This window comes from Myxococcus virescens (assembly GCF_900101905.1).
In the GTDB taxonomy this organism is placed as follows: Bacteria; Myxococcota; Myxococcia; order Myxococcales; family Myxococcaceae; genus Myxococcus; species Myxococcus virescens.
Genome location: NZ_FNAJ01000002.1, coordinates 28,821 through 46,410, shown reverse-complemented (window position 1 = coordinate 46,410; position 17,590 = coordinate 28,821). Strand labels below are relative to the sequence as shown.

At 68.7% G+C, this 17,590-nt stretch carries 18 protein-coding genes; 10 read left to right on the top strand and 8 right to left on the bottom strand.

From position 1 onward, the window contains the following. Positions 1 to 296: 296 nt before the first annotated feature. The 3 genes from BLU09_RS06615 (at position 297) to BLU09_RS06605 (ending at position 2,337) form a co-directional block, all read left to right on the top strand. The gene (locus tag BLU09_RS06615) at positions 297 to 1,199 is read left to right on the top strand and encodes a metallophosphoesterase (protein WP_090487197.1); all 903 of its coding nucleotides are present in this window, start codon (positions 297 to 299) and stop codon (positions 1,197 to 1,199) included. Between the two features lie 218 nt (positions 1,200 to 1,417). Continuing rightward, entirely contained in the window at positions 1,418 to 1,906 is a 489-nt protein-coding gene (locus BLU09_RS06610) for a Mov34/MPN/PAD-1 family protein (protein WP_244171480.1), read from the top strand. Between the two features lie 11 nt (positions 1,907 to 1,917). Next, positions 1,918 to 2,337, top strand: a complete 420-nt coding sequence (locus BLU09_RS06605; protein ID WP_090487194.1) for a hypothetical protein — start codon at positions 1,918 to 1,920, stop codon at positions 2,335 to 2,337. A 58-nt stretch (positions 2,338 to 2,395) separates the two neighbouring features. Here the strand turns inward: BLU09_RS06605 and BLU09_RS06600 are convergent, their stop codons facing one another. Next, the gene (locus BLU09_RS06600) at positions 2,396 to 2,833 is read right to left on the bottom strand and encodes a DoxX family protein (protein ID WP_090487192.1); all 438 of its coding nucleotides are present in this window, start codon (positions 2,831 to 2,833) and stop codon (positions 2,396 to 2,398) included. Positions 2,834 to 3,032: 199 nt separating this feature from the next. Here BLU09_RS06600 and BLU09_RS06595 point away from each other — a divergent pair, with 199 nt between their 5' ends. The 5 genes from BLU09_RS06595 to BLU09_RS06575 all read left to right on the top strand — a co-directional run bounded on the left by BLU09_RS06595 (position 3,033) and on the right by BLU09_RS06575 (position 7,299). Continuing rightward, complete coding sequence (locus BLU09_RS06595; RefSeq protein WP_090487189.1) at positions 3,033 to 3,956, top strand: transporter; 924 nt, start codon at positions 3,033 to 3,035, stop codon at positions 3,954 to 3,956. A gap of 3 nt (positions 3,957 to 3,959) precedes the next feature. Then, complete coding sequence (locus BLU09_RS06590) at positions 3,960 to 4,727, top strand: hypothetical protein (RefSeq protein ID WP_090487186.1); 768 nt, start codon at positions 3,960 to 3,962, stop codon at positions 4,725 to 4,727. Beyond that, entirely contained in the window at positions 4,724 to 6,034 is a 1,311-nt protein-coding gene (locus tag BLU09_RS06585; protein ID WP_090487183.1) for an ATP-binding protein, read from the top strand. Before BLU09_RS06590 ends, BLU09_RS06585 begins: the two co-directional genes overlap by 4 nt. After that, positions 6,031 to 6,594 carry a response regulator transcription factor gene (locus BLU09_RS06580; protein WP_090487180.1) on the top strand — a complete coding sequence of 188 codons (564 nt, stop codon included), beginning with the start codon at positions 6,031 to 6,033 and terminating at the stop codon, positions 6,592 to 6,594. The genes BLU09_RS06585 and BLU09_RS06580 overlap by 4 nt, the downstream gene beginning before the upstream one ends. 87 nt (positions 6,595 to 6,681) lie before the next feature. Continuing rightward, entirely contained in the window at positions 6,682 to 7,299 is a 618-nt protein-coding gene (locus BLU09_RS06575) for an LURP-one-related family protein (protein WP_167371043.1), read from the top strand. 56 nt (positions 7,300 to 7,355) lie between these two features. Here BLU09_RS06575 and BLU09_RS06570 read toward each other — a convergent pair whose 3' ends face one another. After that, the gene (locus BLU09_RS06570; RefSeq protein ID WP_090488711.1) at positions 7,356 to 8,219 is read right to left on the bottom strand and encodes a class I SAM-dependent methyltransferase; all 864 of its coding nucleotides are present in this window, start codon (positions 8,217 to 8,219) and stop codon (positions 7,356 to 7,358) included. 77 nt (positions 8,220 to 8,296) lie between these two features. Between BLU09_RS06570 and BLU09_RS06565 the strand changes: the two genes are divergently transcribed. Together BLU09_RS06565 and BLU09_RS06560 are read left to right on the top strand one after the other, a co-directional pair. Further along, positions 8,297 to 8,776, top strand: a complete 480-nt coding sequence (locus BLU09_RS06565; protein ID WP_090487175.1) for a helix-turn-helix domain-containing protein — start codon at positions 8,297 to 8,299, stop codon at positions 8,774 to 8,776. Between the two features lie 349 nt (positions 8,777 to 9,125). After that, positions 9,126 to 10,340, top strand: coding sequence for an acetyltransferase domain-containing protein (locus BLU09_RS06560; protein ID WP_090487172.1), 1,215 nt, complete (start codon positions 9,126 to 9,128; stop codon positions 10,338 to 10,340). 15 nt (positions 10,341 to 10,355) lie between these two features. Here the strand turns inward: BLU09_RS06560 and BLU09_RS38135 are convergent, their stop codons facing one another. The 6 genes from BLU09_RS38135 to BLU09_RS06535 form a co-directional block, all read right to left on the bottom strand. After that, entirely contained in the window at positions 10,356 to 10,496 is a 141-nt protein-coding gene (locus BLU09_RS38135; protein ID WP_244171479.1) for a GNAT family acetyltransferase, read from the bottom strand. 277 nt (positions 10,497 to 10,773) lie between these two features. Beyond that, entirely contained in the window at positions 10,774 to 12,285 is a 1,512-nt protein-coding gene (locus tag BLU09_RS06555; RefSeq protein WP_090487169.1) for an ABC transporter substrate-binding protein, read from the bottom strand. A 161-nt stretch (positions 12,286 to 12,446) separates the two neighbouring features. Next, the gene (locus BLU09_RS06550) at positions 12,447 to 13,853 is read right to left on the bottom strand and encodes an aldehyde dehydrogenase family protein (protein WP_090487166.1); all 1,407 of its coding nucleotides are present in this window, start codon (positions 13,851 to 13,853) and stop codon (positions 12,447 to 12,449) included. A gap of 25 nt (positions 13,854 to 13,878) precedes the next feature. Further along, positions 13,879 to 16,056, bottom strand: coding sequence for a 3-hydroxyacyl-CoA dehydrogenase NAD-binding domain-containing protein (locus BLU09_RS06545; RefSeq protein WP_090487163.1), 2,178 nt, complete (start codon positions 16,054 to 16,056; stop codon positions 13,879 to 13,881). A gap of 40 nt (positions 16,057 to 16,096) precedes the next feature. Then, entirely contained in the window at positions 16,097 to 17,308 is a 1,212-nt protein-coding gene (locus BLU09_RS06540; RefSeq protein ID WP_011556908.1) for an acetyl-CoA C-acetyltransferase, read from the bottom strand. Positions 17,309 to 17,338: 30 nt separating this feature from the next. After that, positions 17,339 to 17,521, bottom strand: coding sequence for an acyl-CoA dehydrogenase family protein (locus BLU09_RS06535; RefSeq protein WP_090487160.1), 183 nt, complete (start codon positions 17,519 to 17,521; stop codon positions 17,339 to 17,341). Between the last annotated feature and the right edge of the window lie 69 nt (positions 17,522 to 17,590).

The following is a 17,590-nucleotide window of genomic DNA, read 5'->3' as shown; positions in this document are numbered from 1 at the left end:
TTGTCACGTCCGGCCCCGTGTCCTGGGCGGACCCGAGCCTGGGGGTCATCGTCCCCCCGGGTGTAGCAATCCCAACGGTCACCGTCACTGCACGCCCCCCGGACGTCTGTCCAATGATGGAAGGATGCCTGAGGACGCTTCGGAATCTTCCTGAAATCGCGCGGGTTTTCCACGCACCTCGAGCGCCGGCCGCTGACTGGGCAGGCGTGCGAGGGACACCTGCTTCAACCCACCTCGCCAGGCTCGCTACAATCGAGCCCTCACGCCGCCCCCGGCACCGAAAGGAACCGAACCGCATGCGCCTGAGACGTCTCGCCCGTCGTGACGCCCCCCTGGCAGCGCCGGCCAACAGCTTCCGGCGGAACCTGCAGGAGGACGGGCGCAATGCGCTGGTCGCGCGCAGCGGTGCCGACCCCTTCCGCACGGAGCGGCGCCTGCGCTGGCGGGACCACTTCTCCCTTTCGGAGAACGTGCTGATGGTCCAGCACATGCACGCCGAGCATGACGGACTGCGCATCGCGCAGCTGTCGGACGTGCACGTAGGGCAGGCCACCTCGGCGCTGCGCATCCGCCGCGCGGTGGAGGCGGTCAACGAGGAGAAGCCGGACCTGGTGTTCCTCACCGGCGACTACGTCACGCACAGCCCCAAGCCGTTGCCGCGCGTGCGCGAGCTGCTGGCTGGCATCCAGGGTCCCGTCTACGTGGTGATGGGCAACCATGACCACTGGGTGAACGCGCCGTACCTGCGCGAGTCCTTCGAGCGGATGGGCTACACGGTGCTGCAGAATGAGCACCGGCAGGTGCACGTGAAGGGCGCGCCGGTGACGGTGCTGGGCATCGACGACGGGCTCACCGGCCGGGACGACGTGGAGGCCACCTTCCGGGGTGCGCCGGTGTCCGGCACGCGGCTGGTGCTGGCCCACACGCCGCCCACGGCGGAGAAGCTGCCGGCGCACGCGGGGCTGGTGCAGTTCTCCGGGCACACGCACGGCGGCCAGTTCGTGGTGCGCGGCCTGACGGAGGCCCTCTTCCGCCGCGCGGGCCAGCCGTACATCCGCGGCCACTACCACGTGAATGGCAACCAGTTGTACGTGAACCGGGGCCTGGGCTTCGGCTTCGGCGGCCCCTACCTGCGCCGAGGCAGCGAGCCGGAGGTGGCCTTCTTCACGCTGCGACAGGCTGCCGTCAGCGCGGGGTAGCGCACGCCAGCCTGGCTTGCGAGCCTGCCGCGCATCTCCTAAGCAGGGGGCATGCACCCGAGGCTCTGGTGGCCTGCATCCCTGCTCCTCGTGTGCCTTGCTTGTGAAAGCGTTCCTCGCAAGGCCCACGAGACGGAGCACTACGGCTTCATCAGCGACGACTCGGACTATGTCTGGGCGCGCGGGGTCCATGGTCTGCCGTCGAGCCATCCCGGGACGTGGATGACGTCATCGACCGCCTGTGCCCCGCCATCATGAAGCTCCCAGGCGCGACCGACAGGGATTACGGACAGGAGTACTGCGGCCTCATCTACTCCCGAGGCGACGGCATCTACCGCGTCAGCCATCCCTCTCCCCTCGGCCGATGGCAACTGCGCAGGGAGGCGACGAAGAAGTCCTGCTTTCCCGTTCGCAAGGTCATCGACCCCGAGGCCCGGTCCCTCTCCATCCTCGCCGACTACCACAGTCATCCCTGGCACCCTTCGCCGCTATCCGAGCCGGATCGGCGCGCAGCCAATCAACTCTGGCTCATCAAGATTCAGTTCGATTCGGCGTGCCACATCCAGAAGCTGCTCCCCCACCTGGATGATGTAGACAGGCCCGGCGAGGTCTACTCGCGTCGAGGGAAGCAGTGGGTCCTCATCGGGCTCATCAAGCCCGCCGACAAACCGTTCGGCTTCATCACCCCCGTCGGACGCGAGGACTGACAGGAGACATCATGCCAAAGTGGTTGCCCCTGATGTGCCTGTGCATGCTCCCGGCTTGCGCCCTCTTCAAGAAGCCGCCTCGTCCTGTCCATGCGCCCGCGGAGGAAGCCTCGAGGTTCGAGTTCCCCGTTGGAATGCCGGAAGAGGGACGCGTCATCATCCGGCGCCCCCTGGCCCAGGCTGTCCAGCTCGCCATGGAGGACTACCTGCCATGGGACCTGAAGCTCCCGCCGGGCGACCGGCCCGGAGGGGAGTGCCTCTATCGGCGAGAGTCCTACGACGTGACAGCGGCTCCGTACGAAGGCGGAGTCATCCTCGTGAGCATCTCGCTGGACCCCGACGCATGCGAGAGAAAGGGTGCCCCCTACGACATGGGGGCGCGGTATGCGATCGACTCGAAGACCTGGCGAATCCTTGCGGTCCAGCGCTGAGGATTCCCAACGCAGATGCGCGGAGGCCCCGGCCGTCAGCGCCCCCACGCCCTGAGCCTCAAGGCCGCAGCGGAACGCCCAGCCTCCCGCTCCCCAGCCCCTCCGCCTTCTTGCGCCGCAGGCTGAAGGGCCCGGACCCGAAGTAGACGATGAGCAGCGCTCCACCCGCCATGGAGAGGTTCTTCATGAAGTGGATGAGCTGGTCCTGCGCCTGCACCGGGTCCGTCACCAGCCAGAACCTGTGGACCATGAAGGCGGCGGACAGCAGGAAGATGGCGATGGCCGCGGCGCCCAGGCGGGCGAACACGCCCAGCAGCACGGACAAGCCGCCCACCACCAGCGCCACGCCAGACCCCAGCACCGCCATGCGCGGCTCCGGCACCCCGGACGCCTGGGCCACGCCCGTCAGCGCCTCCCACTGGAAGAAGTGGTTCAGGCCGCTGGTGATGAAGATGGCCGAAAAGAGCAGCCGGCCAATCGGCGCTAGCACGCCCATGAATCCTCCCTGTCGTCCCTCCTCCCAGCCCCTCAACGCTGGCAGGACGTCGTCATTCTCAAAGTGAGCATCGATTCCTGCGTGACACCGGCCGCTCGCCTGCCCGCTCGCCCTGCGCCGCCAGCCCCTTCAGGCCATGGCACGCTGCGACAACACGCCACACGCGGGCCTCCAGGCCAGCACGTATGGTGCCTGAGCCGTGAAGAACGCCCTCACCGTCACCCTCCTGTTGTCCAGCGCCCTGCTGCTCGTCCCCACCTCGAGCGCCTGGGCCTGCGCCACCTGCGCCTGTGGCGACCCCACGCTCATGTCCATGGGCACCGAGCAGCCGTTCTCCGGCCGCCTGCGCGTGTCCTCCACCGTCCGGGGCTGGGGCCACACGGTCGGGGAAGAGGGAGTGGACGCCCTGCGCCTGCGCGAGGCCCGCATGGACCTGGCGGTGGCCTACGCGCCGCTCCCCTGGCTGTTCCTCTCCGCCACCCTGCCCCTGCAGGCCCGCGAGGTGCGGCACGTCAGCCTCGCCCGGGACCGCGGCTGGGGCATTGGCGACGTGGAGGTCGCCGCGAAGGTGTTCCTCTTCCAGGACAAGGCCTTCTCCGCGGACCACCTGTTCAGCGTGTTGGGCGGCGTGAAGCTCCCCACCGCGCCCGTGCTGCGCGGTCCAGACGGCGCCCAGCTGGCCCTGGACAGTCAGCTGGGCAGCGGCTCCGTGGATCCACTGGCTGGCCTCGCCTATCAGCACTTCCGTGGCAGCTGGTCCTTCCTGGCCAGCGCCACCGGCTTCTTCCCCACGCGCGGCATCCAGGGCTTCCGCGCGGGTGTCTCCTTGCGCACCACGCTCGCCGCGCAATACCAGCCGTCGGCCCGCTGGGCCCTGCGCCTGGGCTTCGACAGCCGCCTGGAGGCACCGGCCGACTCGGAAGGCGAGCACCAGGGCCACACGGACAGCGAGCGCCATGAGCACACGGGCGGATTCATCGGCTACGCGTCTCCCGACGTGATCTTCAGCCCGGGCATGGACGTCGTCGTCGCGGCGGGCGTGCGCGTGCCCTTCATCAACCAACTGCGTGGCCGCGTTGTCCCCACGCCCATCGCGATGTTGTCCGTCGCCTACGACCTCTGAACCATGCGCACCTTCCTCAAGCCCGTCACCGTGGGCGCCGCCGCGCTCCTGTCTCTCGCCGGCTGCGGCGGCACCAACGTCCAGGACGGCATGACGCTCGACCTCGCGCTCATCACCGCCCGGGCGCGGCCCATCTCGGGCGCGGCCGGCGCGCGCGAGCTCATGAACGACCAGGGCACCCGCGCCGTCCTCACCAGCGGCTTCGTCACGCTGGGCAGCGTGGAGCTGCTCCCGTGCGCGGGGGTCGGCTGGAAACGCTTCCTGCGTCAGCTGTCCCCCGTGGGCACGGCGTGGGCCCACCACACGGTGACCCACCCCACGCGACTGGACACCGCCCACGTCGTGAACCTGGGCAGCGCGGATGGGACGGTCCTTCCGCTGGGCGCGGTGCACCCGCCGCCGGGCCGCTACTGCCACGCGCGCCTCAACTTCGAGCCCGCGGGCAACGACGCGCAAGGACTGGCCGCGGCCGCCCAGGGCGACGCGCCGGTGGACATGGTGGGCCGCAGCCTGCACCTGCGTGGCACCCTGAGCACCGGACAGGACAGCGAGCCCCAGCCCTTCGAGGTGAGCTTCCAGACGCGCGCCTCGGTGGACGTGCTACTGGAGTGGGTGACGCTGTCGGAAGCCGCGCCTCACACGCAGCTCGTCTTTGCGCTCTCGTGGGATACGTGGCTGGATGGCGTCAGCGCCGAGCAGCCACCCGCCAACGTGGACCTGGTGGGCAACGTGGCCCGCTCGGTGGTGCCTCCCTCCTCCGTCGCACCATGACGCCTCCGCCCCAAGCCGCCCCGCCGCTCCCAGAGCCCGACTCCCGGGCCCGCATCAACCTGGAGTGGCTGCTGCGCTTGCGATGGGGCCTGCTATTGGGCCAGACGCTCGTCATCGGCGTGGCGGCCTTCGGGTTGGAGCTGGCGCTGCCCATACCGGAGCTGGCCGCGCTGCTGGGCCTGGAGGCGCTGACCAACGTGTCGGTGCGAACGTGGCTGGCGCGCGGCCTCCGGGTGACGGAGGGCACCCTTGGCAAGCTGATGCTGTGGGACACGCTGGTGCTCACCGGCTTGCTGGCCCTCAGCGGCGGCACGCACAACCCCTTCACCACGCTCTACCTGGTGAACGTGGCGCTGGGCACCGTGCTGCTGCCCTCGCGGTGGATGTGGGGTCTGCTCGGCTTCACACTGACGGCCTTCGGCTCGCTGTTCGTGTTGCAGGACGTGGAGCTGCCAGCGGGCCTGTCGCGGCCGGACCACGCGGAGCTGATGCGGCTGCACATCAACGGCATGTGGGTGGCCTTCGCCGTGGCCGCGGGCTTCATCGTCTACTTCGTCCAGCGCGTCACGCGGGCGCTCGGGGCGCGGGAGCAGGAGCTGGCGCAGGCGCGCGCGCTGCACGCGCGGCGGGAGAAGGTGGCCTCGCTGGCGACGCTCGCCGCGGGCGCCGCGCACGAGCTGTCCACGCCGCTGTCCACCATCGCCGTGGTGGCGAAGGAGGTGGAGCGCGCGCTGGCCACCGCGGGCACCTCCGAGTCCGTTCGCGAGGACCTGCGCCTCATCCGCCAGCAGGTGGACCGCTGCCGCGACGTCCTGGTGCAGATGTCCGCGGACGCCGGGCAGACGACGGGTGAGCCCTTCCTCCCCGTGCCCCTGGGCCGGCTGGTGGAGGACATGCTGGCGGAGCTCCCTGGCGCGGAGCGGGTGACGGTCGAACTGCCCACCGAGGCCCGCGACTGGCACGTCCACGGCCCGCCCCGGGCGCTGGCCCGGGTGCTGCGCGGGCTGGTGAAGAACGCGCTCCAGGCGTCTCAGGTGTCACGTCCCGTGGAGCTGCGCGTGCAAGCGCGCGGTGAAGGTGCCCTGCTGGAGGTGCGCGACGCGGGCACGGGGATGGCGGCGGACGTGTTGTCCCGGGCGGGCGAGCCCTTCTTCACCACCAAGCCACCGGGCGAAGGCATGGGCCTGGGGCTCTTCCTGGCGCGCACGCTGGTGGAGCAACTGGGCGGCTCCCTGGAGCTGCGCTCGACGCCGGGCCGGGGCACCACGGCGAGCCTCTCCCTGCCGGTGACGGAGGGGACGCCATGAGCATCGCGAGCGCGGGCACGGAGCAGCGCCCCAGCCTGTTGCTGGTGGATGACGATTCCACCCTCCGTGAGCGGCTGGCCCGCGCCTTCCGCGAGCGCGGCTGGGACGTCACCACCGCGGGGGACTACGACGAGGCCCTCGCCGCCGCGCGCCGCGAGTCGCCCGAGTACGCGGTGGTGGACCTGCGCATGCCGGGCCGCAGCGGCCTGGAGGTGGTGAGGGATTTGCTGGCGGTGGATGCCTCCACGCGCGTCGTCGTCCTCACGGGTTACGGAAGCATCGCCACCACGGTGGATGCCATCCGGCTGGGCGCGGTGAACTACCTCCCGAAGCCCGCGGACGCGGATGACCTGCTCGCGGCCTTCGCGCGTGCGTCCGGCGAGCCCTCCGTCGCGACCTCGGAGCGCTTCGAGGCCCCGTCCCTGGCGCGCGCCGAGTGGGAGCACATCAACCGCGTGCTGGCGGACTGCGGCGGCAACATCTCCGAGGCGGCGCGCAAGCTGGGCATCCACCGGCGCTCGCTCCAGCGCAAGCTGCAGAAGTACCCGCCTTCCCGCTGAAACGCTGACGCCTCGCGGGAATTACCGGGCTCGCGATGAGCGGGAGCCCCGTGCCAGTCACTGGCGACCTTTGCTATGGGTGGCGGAATGTCGACCGCACTCCAGACCCGTCCTCCCAGCCACCTGGCCCCCGGCCGCTTCGGCCAGACGCGCTACATGATTCGCCGCAAGTTCTTCAAGCTGTTCGGCGACGCGTTCCACATCTACGACGAGGCGGGCAACCTCGCCTTCTACTCGAAGCTGAAGGCCTTCAAGTTGAAGGAGGACATCCGCATCTACAGCGACGAGGAGATGCGTGAGGAGCTGCTCACCATCAAGGCGCGCGGCATCCTCGACTTCGGCATGACGTACGACGTGACGGATGCCACCACGGGCGAGCGCGTGGGCGCGCTGCGCCGCAAGGGCCTGCGCTCCATCCTCCGCGACCAGTGGCTGGTGCTGGACGCGAATGACCAGGAGGTGGGGAAGATTGAAGAGGACAGCATGATGTTGGCGCTGGTGCGCCGCTTCCTGACCGCGCTGATTCCCCAGTCCTTCACCGGGACGATGGGCCTCAACCAGGTGCTCGCCTTCCACCAGCGCTTCAACCCGTTCATCCAGAAGATTGATTTGGACTTCTCCATGGACACCCACCGCCAGCTGGACCGGCGGTTCGGCATCGCGGCGGCGGTGCTCATGTGCGCCATCGAGGGCCGGCAGCAGTAGTCCCCGAACCTTCTCCCGGACTGGTGACGGCGGCCTTCAGGGAGCCGCCCGCCACGTCACGCCGAGAGGACCTCAGCGGGAGCGCGAGCTTCGACCCGCCAGCAAGCGGCGGTGAAGCGCACCTCGTCGCCGTGCACATAGGGGTTGAAGGCGGCGCGAACGGTTTCGATGACGTGAGTCCGGGTCCTCTCGTCGGCTTCGTGAAGAACGCGGCCGAGGGGCCCAAACCGGGTCAGGTACTGGACCAACCCCCGCTCAGGCAGGGTGCAGGTGGCATCAATGGGGTGGATGCCAATGTCCATCCAGCCGCTCTGCTCCAGGATGCGATGGACCCGGTCCCCATCCGCGAAGGCGAACTGGCCCGGCGCGTTCGGCTGGCGGGCGGGCATGTTTGGAAGGAGGGGCGCCGCGGCCCGCTCGGCGGTCGTCATGAACGGGTTCTCCGAGGGGCTTCGCCAGGCGATGAGGCTCAGCCTGGCATTCTCCCTTGCGGAACGTCTCAGGTTCACGAAGGCCTGGACGGCATCGTCGAAGAACATCACGCCGAAGCGTGAAATCAGCATGTCGAAGCGCCCTCGCTCGAAGGCGTGATGCTCCGCGTTGGCCTCGATGAAGCTGGCGGCCACATGCTCCGCTTCGGCCCGGGCCCGCGCCGCCGCGAGCATGGGCGCGGAAATGTCGATGCCGACGCAGTGTCCCTGGGCACCGAGCCGCCGCGCGACGGCGAGCGTCGTGCTGCCCGTCCCACAACCCACGTCGAGCACCTGACGCGCGCCACGGGCTTGGACAGCTTCGACGAGCAGTTCCTCGAACGGCTTGAACATCCCTTCGAGCAGGTCCCGACTATCGACCCAGGCCTGTCCCGCGAGGCCATTCCAAAGCGCTGCCTGCCCCTCCGGGGGCTGGTGACCAGATGCCATCTGGGCGTCTCCCTTCACATGCCTTCAAGAAATGAAGGCCGTACAGTGCCAGTTCAAGTCGACTTGAGGTCAACAGGGTGAGAGACCTGGACATCACCGAGGTGGCCCGGCGAACGGGCGTTCCTGCCTCGACGCTGCGCTTCTACGAGACAAAGGGCCTGCTCTCCTCGACGGGCAGGCGAGGCCTGCGCCGCCTGTTCAATCCCGATGTGCTGGAGCGGCTCGCACTCATCGCCCTGGGACGCGAAGCCGGCTTCTCACTGGATGAGCTGGCTCGGATGTTCGCGCCGGACGGGCCACCGCGCATTGACCGGGAGCTGCTGAGCGCGAAGGCGGAGGAGCTCGACCGCACCATCCGGCGGCTGAGCGCCATGCGCGATGGCTTGCGGCACGCGGCGAACTGTCCCGCGCCGAGCCACATGGCATGTCCCAGGTTTCGCCAGTTCCTGTCGGCTGCCACGGCCTCCAGACAAAGGCCGGCGCACGCGTCGCACGGGAGCGAAGGCGGGCGCACGCGCCGCCGGAAGCAAGCCCCATCACGTCCGGCGCGCGAATAGGTGCCGCCGTCCGTGGGTTCGCGGGCAGGGGGACTCGCGAACGGCTGCGGCACGCAACACAGGGAGCAGGCGTCAGACGGCGGGCCCGCATGGACGCCCTCTCCAGGGCACGTCCGCGCCTGGGCAAGGCCCCGCTATTGCCATCGCGATACAAATACAATAAAATCCACATACTCCTCCCCCACGAGGGAGAACGGGGATTCTTCCCGCTGCTTTCCTCCTGCAGGCGGGACATGCCCCTGCTATCCAACGCAGACCCCGCGGGCGTTACCAGGGCAGCAGGCCAGGGCCAGGAGCGCATACATGTTCCACGAGCCACCACGAGGATGGCCTTCTCCCCTCGCTCGCGATGACACAACTCGCTCAGACACCACGCCCCGACTTCGCCGCCCCTTCCGCCGCCTCGTCGCGTGAGGCGGTGGGCGCCAAGGGCCGCCGCATCGTCGGCATCGACGCCCTCCGAGGGCTGGTCATGGCGCTGATGATTGTCGACCACGTGCGGGAGTACTTCTACCTGCACGCACAGGTGAGCGACCCGGTGGTGATATCCGCCACGCCGCCCAGCCTCTTCTTCACGCGGTTCGCCGCGCACCTCTGCGCGCCCGTGTTCGTCATCCTGACGGGCGTGGCGGCCTGGCTCTATGGCCAGCGGCACGGAGGGCGCAAAGCGGCCTCAAGCTTCCTGTTCAAGCGCGGCCTCTTCCTGCTCGTGCTGGAGCTGACCGTCATCAACTTCGCCTGGACCTTCACGCTCCTGCCCCGGACCTATTACTTCCAGGTCATCGGCGCGATTGGCCTGTCGATGATGGTGCTGTCCGCCCTGCTCTACCTGCCACGACCCGCGCTGCTCACCTTCGCGCTGCTCGTGATTTTCGGCCACAACCTGCTCGACCCGATTCACTTCGAAGCGGGCCAGCCGGGACAGGCCCTGTGGGCGCTGCTGCATGACCGGGGCTTCATCGCCCTTCCGTGGGGCGCGCAGCTCAAGACGTCCTACCCCGTCCTGCCGTGGATGGGCGTCATCGCGCTGGGCTTCGCGGTGGGACCGTGGTTCTCGTCCCAGGTCGCCCCAGCGGTGAGGCGCCGCCGCCTGCTGCTGGCGTCCGCCTCATCGGTGGGCCTCTTCGTGCTGCTGCGCCTCATCAACGTCTACGGCGAGCCCTTGCCGTGGTCGCCCGGCGCTACGCCGATGGAAACGGTCATGTCCTTCGTCAATCTGACGAAGTACCCGCCGTCGCTCGACTTCCTGCTGCTGACGCTCGGCGTGGGCGCGGGCCTGCTGGCGCTGCTGGACAAAGCGCCTGCGTCACTGACATCCACCCTGGCGGTGTTCGGCGCCGCGCCGCTGTTCTTCTACGTCGTCCACCTGTACCTGCTGCTGCACGCGATGAACAAGCTCGCGCTGCTCACCTTCGGTCCCAACCAGGGCGCGCTGTTCAGCCTGCCGAATGTCAGCGCACTCTGGCTCATGGCGCTGCTGACGACGGTGCCCATGTGGTTCGCCTGCCGCGCCTTCGCCGCGCTGAAGGCCCGCTCCTCCAGTCCCTGGATGAGCTACCTCTGAGCCGCGGGCCCGGACTCAGGTCCGCGCCATGACGGGGAAGAGGTTCGCCTCGCGGGGGGACGGCAGTCCCCGCACGAACAGGTCGGCCTTCATGTCCTCGCCCGCCTCCACCGCGCCGGGCCACCAGCGCTCCGGCGTGAAGCCGAACCACCCCACTGCGTCCAACGGCGGAAGTCAGCGCGGGTGAAGACTTGCGGCACGTCGTCGCAGAACGCGGCCTGGAGCCCCGAGGTGCCGGGCCCGATCTCAGTGACGGTGGGAACGCGCTTCGAAGCCATCCATCCACCCTACGCGATTCCCACCAGCAGCCAACGGACGCGAGCCCGCACCGGGAATCCCCAACGCGCTGCGTATGATGAGCCTACCCCCGGAAGCGATGCGGCTCGTGAGGAAGAGAGGGAGCGGGCTCCCTCCCTTCCCAGGACTTCAACGTCTACGGGCTGAACATGCCGGTAAGCACGCTGGCGCGGCCTCGAGGCAGCGAGCGCTTGAACGGGCTCGTCGCGAGGCTCGAGCCGGGCTGGTACCAGCTCTGGATTTCCGCGAAGTACGTCCCGCCCGCCCGCAGCACGTCCGGGGGCAGGTACACGCTCTGGAGATCCGTGTGCAGCATCGCCACGCGCGTCGCGGTGGTGGAGCCGTTGCTCGTGCCGAGCCGGTAGATGTTCACCACGTAGTTCGTGGCCGTGCCGACCAGCGGCTTCGACCAGCGCAGCGAGGCGTCGGTCCCCACGCCCGTGAGGTTCTGGAACGCGCCGCGCGTGTTCACCAGGGGCGCCTGCACCGGCCCGACGAGGGGCTCCACGGGCGCGGCGGTGAACGCGCTCGCCTCCTGGTCCACGCGGATGTCCACGCTCATGGTGTAGGGCGTCGCGGTTCCCAGCGCGTAGCTCTTCGTGAAGCCCGCGGCGGCGAGCGCCACCTTCTGCCACGTCGCCGGGAGCGGGTTGTTGTAGGTCATGCTCCCCGTGACGATGTCGGTCCGCTGCGTGTCAGGATTGAGCTTCACGAGCAGCGGCGGCCCGCTGATGGACGCGAGCGCCGAGCTCAGCGCGGCCGGCCGGGCGGACATCCATATCTCGTTGTACGTGCTGACCGCGTCCGGGTTCACCTGGGTGCGCATGGCTTCGAAGGCCGAGCGTCTCCAGTCCACCGCGAAGGTGCCTGTCGCGACGGGCTGGGTGAAGGTTCCGCTGACGGTGACGGGCTGGCCCTCCACCTGTGTCATGCTCGTGTCGAGCACCTTGTGCATCGCGCGGTAGGGCACTCCATTCGCGCTCGTCTGCCACCGCATCTGCGCCAGCGAGAACACATCCCCGCGGCCGCTGTCGAGCAGCACCGGGTTGAGCATGTTGGCGTAATCGAAGCTCAGCCCGGAGAGCGACGTGGCGCCCGCCAGGGGGCGCCCCGTGGCAATGCTGTCGACGTAGCCGAACGCGCCCGGGTTCAACGAATACATGTCCAGGAAGTCCCCCGGTTGCCAGGGAGACAGGCCGGTGGCGGACACCGTCACGGGAGTGGGCAGCGAGGCGAAGGTGCCATCGCGGCCCCACTCCGTGGAGCCCAGATCGAACGCGCGGCCGGTGCTCACCAGGTAGCGCGAGCCCAGCTTCAGGTAGACGCGGCCGGAAGGGACGTTCGGCACGGAGATGGTGCCGTCCGCGGAGCCCGTGCCCGGATAGGCCGTGAACGCCCCGGTCGATGAGTCCCGCAGGTATGCCACCACCGACGTGGCGGACTGGTCGTAAGGCTTCGTCTCGTTGCCCGACATGGCGACGAAGGTGACCGGGCTGGTACCGGTGACCTGGGTGACCAGGTCTTGGGTGACCTGGGAGGTCGCGTCCGTCGATACGGAGGCGTCCACCGCCTCGGCCTCGTCGAGCCCCGCGCAGCCGACCCCTGCCATGCCGACCAAGAGCCCGAGGGAAATCAATGACATATTCATTGTGAAGGAAACCCTTTCGGCGACGCCCCGAATAGCGCCGCGCAGGGAGATTCATATCGGGGCGGTCTGACCTTTCCGGGAGCGCTTCGACTCCAACTTTCCCTCGGGGATATGAAAACAAACGCGCTTGTCGGCAGATGCGCCCGGCAACGGCCTCCGTGTCACAGGAAGCGTTTGAAGAGGCCCAGCTTCCCTGTGTAGGGCGGATAGCGCAGCTTCATGTCGAGCAGGAAGGGCCGCTTCACCACGCCCTTGCGGTGGCTGAACGCGTCGAAGCTGGCCTGGCCGTGGTAGCCACCGGTGCCGGACTCCCCCACGCCTCCGAAAGACAGGCCCTTCGCGGCGAAGTGGACGCACACGTCGTTGGCCACCGCGCCGCCGCTCGACGTCTCCGTGAGGACGCGCTCGTTCACCGCCGCGTCCTTGGAGAAGGTGTAGAGCGCCAGCGGCTTCGGCCTCGCGCGGACGAAGCGGATGGCCTCGTCGATGCTCGGACAGTCCACCACCGGCAGCAGGGGCCCGAAAATCTCCTCCTGCATCAGCGGGCTGGACAGCGGCGCGTCGGTGATGACGGTGGGCGCGAAGAAGCGGCTGTCCGCGTCCCGCTCACCGCCAAAGGCCACGGTCCCGTCCTGCGCCAGCTTCGAGACGCGCTCGAAGTGCCGCGAACTGATGATGCGGCCATAGTCGCGGCTCTCACGCGTGTTCGCGCCGTAGAAGTCGGTGACGGCCTTCTGGACCAGCTCCGTGAAGCGGCCCTTGAGCTCGGGTGGAATGAGCACGTAGTCCGGGGCGATGCAGGTCTGCCCGGCGTTGAGGTACTTGCCCCAGGCGATGCGGCGCGCGGTGACTTCCAGGTCCGCGCTCTTGTCGATGATGCAGGGGCTCTTGCCGCCCAGCTCCAGCACCGTGGGCGTCAGGTGCTTCGCCGCGGCTTCCGCCACCACCCGGCCCACCTGGGGGCCGCCGGTGAAGAAGATGAGGTCCCAGCGCTCGTCGAGCAGGGCCCGGCTCACCTCCGCGCCGCCCTCCACGACGGCGACGACGTCCTCGGGGAAGGCTTCTCTCAGCATCCGCGAGAGCACGGCGGACGTCGCCGGGGACAGCTCGCTGGGCTTCAGCACGGCGGTACAGCCCGCGGCGAGCGCCCCGATGAGCGGAGCAATCGCCAGCTGATAGGGGTAGTTCCACGGGGAGATGATGAGCGTCACGCCCAGCGGGTCCGAGTACTGCAAGACGCGCGCGGGTTGGATGGCGAGCGGCGCCGCCCCCTTGCGCGGCGCCATCCACGCCTTCACGTTCTTCAGCGCGTCCTTCAGCTCCCCGTAGATGCTGCCCACCTCCGTGAGGTAGGCCTCCTCGGGGCTCTTGGAGAGGTCCGACTGCAGGGCGGCGAGAATCTCCGCCTCGTACTTGCGTGCCGCCCGTTCGAGCACCTGCAACTGCTCCCGTCGCCACGCCAGCGGCAGCGTGGCACGGGTCTCGAAACGGGCTCGCTGCTTCTCGACGAGCGCCTTCGCATCGAACGACGGCGGAACAGCGGCGAGACGACTGGAGCCCTGCGTCATCGGACCTCTCCTTGTGTGTGAGCTGCTACTTCAAGAGTTCGCCTCTTTCGGCCTTCTCGACGAGCGACGCCGGCGGCTCGAAGTGCGCACCGTAGCGCTGCGCGAGCTCACGCGCGCGGGCAATGAAGCCCCGCGGCCCGTTGCCCGTCCGGCCCTCGTAGCCATTGATGAACTGCACCACGCCGCCCGTCCACGCCGGGAAGCCGATGCCGAGGATGGAGCCGATGTTCGCGTCCGCGGCGGAGCGCAGCACGCCTTCGTCGAAGCAGCGCACCGTGTCGATGGCCTCGGCGAACAGCATCCGCTCCTTCATGTCCTCGAAGGGGATGGTGTGGCCGGGCCTGGTGAAGTGCTGCGCCAGCCCCGCCCACAGGCCCGTGCGCTTGCCGTCCACGTAGTCGTAGAACCCGCCCCCCGTGGAGCGGCCCTTGCGCTGGTGCTGGTCAATCATCGCGTCCATCACGGCGTAGCTGCGGTGCTCCACCCAGGGCTTGCCCTCCGCCAGGGTGGCCGCCTTCGTCTCCTGACGAATCTTGTGCGGCAGCGTCAGCGTGAGTTCGTCCACCAACTGAAGCGGAGCGGCGGGGTAGCCCGCCTGGAGGCCGGCCTGCTCGATGGAGGCAGGCGAGATGCCCTCGCCCACCATGGCGATGGCCTCGTTGAGGAAGGTGCCGATGACGCGGCTGGTGAAGAAGCCCCGGCTGTCGTTGACGACGATGGGCGTCTTCCCAATCTGCACCGCGATGTCGATGGCCTTCGCGAGCGTGGCGTCGCTCGTCTTCTTTCCCGCGATGAGCTCCAGCAGCGGCATCTTGTCCACGGGCGAGAAGAAGTGCATGCCCACGAAGTCCTCCGTCCGCTTCACGCCCTCGGCGAGCACGGAGATGGGCAGCGTGGACGTGTTGGACCCGAGCACCGCGTCCGGGGCGACCACGTCCTGCACTTCCTGGAAGACCTGGTGCTTGAGCTTCACGTCCTCGAACACGGCCTCGATGACGAGGTCACACCCCTTGAGGTCGGTGGCGTCCGTGGTGGGGTGGATTCGCGCCAGCAGCGCGTCCCCCTTCTCCTTCGTGGACTTGCCCCTCTGGATGGCCTTCTCCACCAGCTTCACGGAGTACTGCTTGCCCTTCTCCGCCGACGCGAGGCTCACGTCCTTGAGCACCACGTCGATGCCGGCCTTCGCGCAGACGTAGGCGATGCCCGCGCCCATCATCCCCGCGCCCAGCACGCCCACCTTCTTCGCGGTGTGCTGCGGGTAGCCCTTGGGACGGCCGCCACCGGAGTTGATGTGCTGCATGTCGAAGAAGAACGCCTGAATCATGTTCTTCGCGACCTGCCCGGTGACGAGCTCGGTGAAGTAGCGCGACTCCACGGTGAACGCGGTGTCCACGTCCACCTGCGTGCTCTCCACGGCCGTGGCCATGATGGCGCGAGGCGCCGGCATGTTCGCGCCCTTGAGCTGCTTGCGCAGGTTCGCGGGGAACGCGGGCAGGTTCGCCGCCAGCCCCGGAGACGACGGCGTGCCGCCCGGAATCTTGTAGCCCTTCACGTCCCACGGCTGCTGCGCGGTGGGATGGGCCTTCACCCACGCCTTGGCCGCGGGCAGCAGCGCCTCCACGGAGGCCACCACCTCATGGACCAGGCCGACCTCCTTCGCCTCCTGCGGGCGGTAGCGCTGGCCCTGGAGCAGCACCTTCATCAGCGCGTCCACGATGCCCAGCATCCGCACCGTGCGCACCACGCCGCCGCCGCCGGGCAAGAGGCCCAGCGTGACTTCCGGCAGGCCCACCTGGGCGCCCTTCACGTCCGCGATGATGCGGTGGTGGCAGGCGAGCGCGATCTCCAGCCCGCCGCCCAGCGCCGCGCCGTTGATGGCCGCGACCACGGGCTTGCCCAGCGTCTCCAGCGTGCGCAGCTGCGCCTTGATTTCCTGCCCCAGCTCGAAGGCCTGCTTCGCGTCCTCCTTGCGCACCTTCAGCAGGTCCTTCAAATCACCACCGGCGAAGAAGGTCTTCTTCGCGGAGGCGAGGATGACACCGGTGACGGTGTCCTTCTCCTTGACCAGCCGGTCCACCGTCGCGCGCATGGACTTCAGGTACGCGGCGTTCATGGTGTTCGCGGACTGGTTCGGGTCATCCAACGTCAAGACGACGATGCCGTCGGCGTCCTTGTCCCAGCGGATGGTGTTCTGCTCGCTCATGGGGTTCGCTCGAATCCTGTCGAAGTGTTGGAAGAGAAGCTCAGACGCGCTCGATGAGGGTGGCCACGCCCATGCCACCACCGACGCACAAGGTGATGACCGCGCGGCGCGCCTTGCGTCGCTCCAGCTCGTCCACCATCGTCCCCAGAATCATCGCGCCCGTGGCGCCCAGCGGGTGCCCCATGGCGATGGCGCCGCCGTTCACGTTCAGCTTCTCGTCCGGAATGCCGAGGTCCTTCTGGTACTTGAGCACCACCGAGGCGAAGGCCTCGTTGAGTTCGAACAGGTCGATGTCCTTCACCGACAGGCCCGCAATCTCCAGCAGCTTCTGGGTGGCCGGAATCGGGCCGGTGAGCATGATGGTGGGGTCCGAGCCGGACGTGGCCACCGCGGCGATGCGCGCGCGCGGCGTGAGGCCCAGCGACTTGCCCACCTGCTCGGAGCCGATGAGCACCAGCGCCGCGCCGTCCACGATGCCCGACGAGTTGCCCGGCGTGTGGACGTGCTCGATGCGCTCCACGAAGTGGTACTTCTGCAGGGCCACCGCGTCGAAGCCGCCCGCCTCGCCCATGACGGAGAAGGACGGGTTGAGCTTGCCGAGCGACGCCACGGTGGAGTCCGGGCGCATGAGCTCGTCATGGTCCAGCACGGTGAGGCCGTTCTGGTCCACCACCGGGACGACGGAGTTCTTGAAGTACCCGCCAGCCCACGCCTGGGCCGCCAGTTGCTGCGAACGGGCAGCGTAGCGGTCCACGTCCTCGCGCGTGAAGCCCTCGATGGTGGCGATGAGGTCCGCGGAGATGCCCTGCGGGACGAAGTAGGTGTCGAAGTTCGTGGCGGGGTCCATGGCCCAGGCGCCGCCGTCCGAGCCCATGGGCACGCGCGACATGCTCTCCACGCCGCCCGCGATGACCAGGTGCTCCCAGCCCGAGCGCACCTGCTGGGCGGCCATGTTCACCGCCGTGAGGCCGGACGCGCAGAAGCGATTGAGCTGCACGCCGCCCACCGTCTCTGGCAGCCCCGCCGCCAGCACCAGGGTACGGGCGATGTCGGCGCCCTGCTCACCCACCGGAGACACGACGCCGAGCACCACGTCGTCGATACGCTGGGGGTCCAGGTTCGGGTGACGCTTCTTGAGCGCGTCCACCAGCCCGGTGAGCAGCGTGATGGGCTTGGTGCCGTGCAGCGCGCCTTTCCTGCCCTTGCCGCGAGGGGTCCGGACGGCGTCGAAGATGAATGCTTCCTGGCTCACGAAGAGCCTCCTTGGGACGGGGATGTGGGTCTAAAGGGAACGGGCGTCGAGCTCTTTCATGATCTCGTTCGCGCCGGCAAGGATTCGCAGCACACGCGTGTCCACGAACAGGTGGGCGATGGGGTACGCCTTCATGTACCCCTCCCCCAGGAACGACTGCAAGCAACGGTCGGCGACGATGCACGCAAGGTCCGTCACCCAATACGTCGTCATCCTGTACGCAGGGTGCGGCCCCATCCAGCGCGGCGAGAGGTTGACCGGCGGGGCAGCATGCCCGGCAGC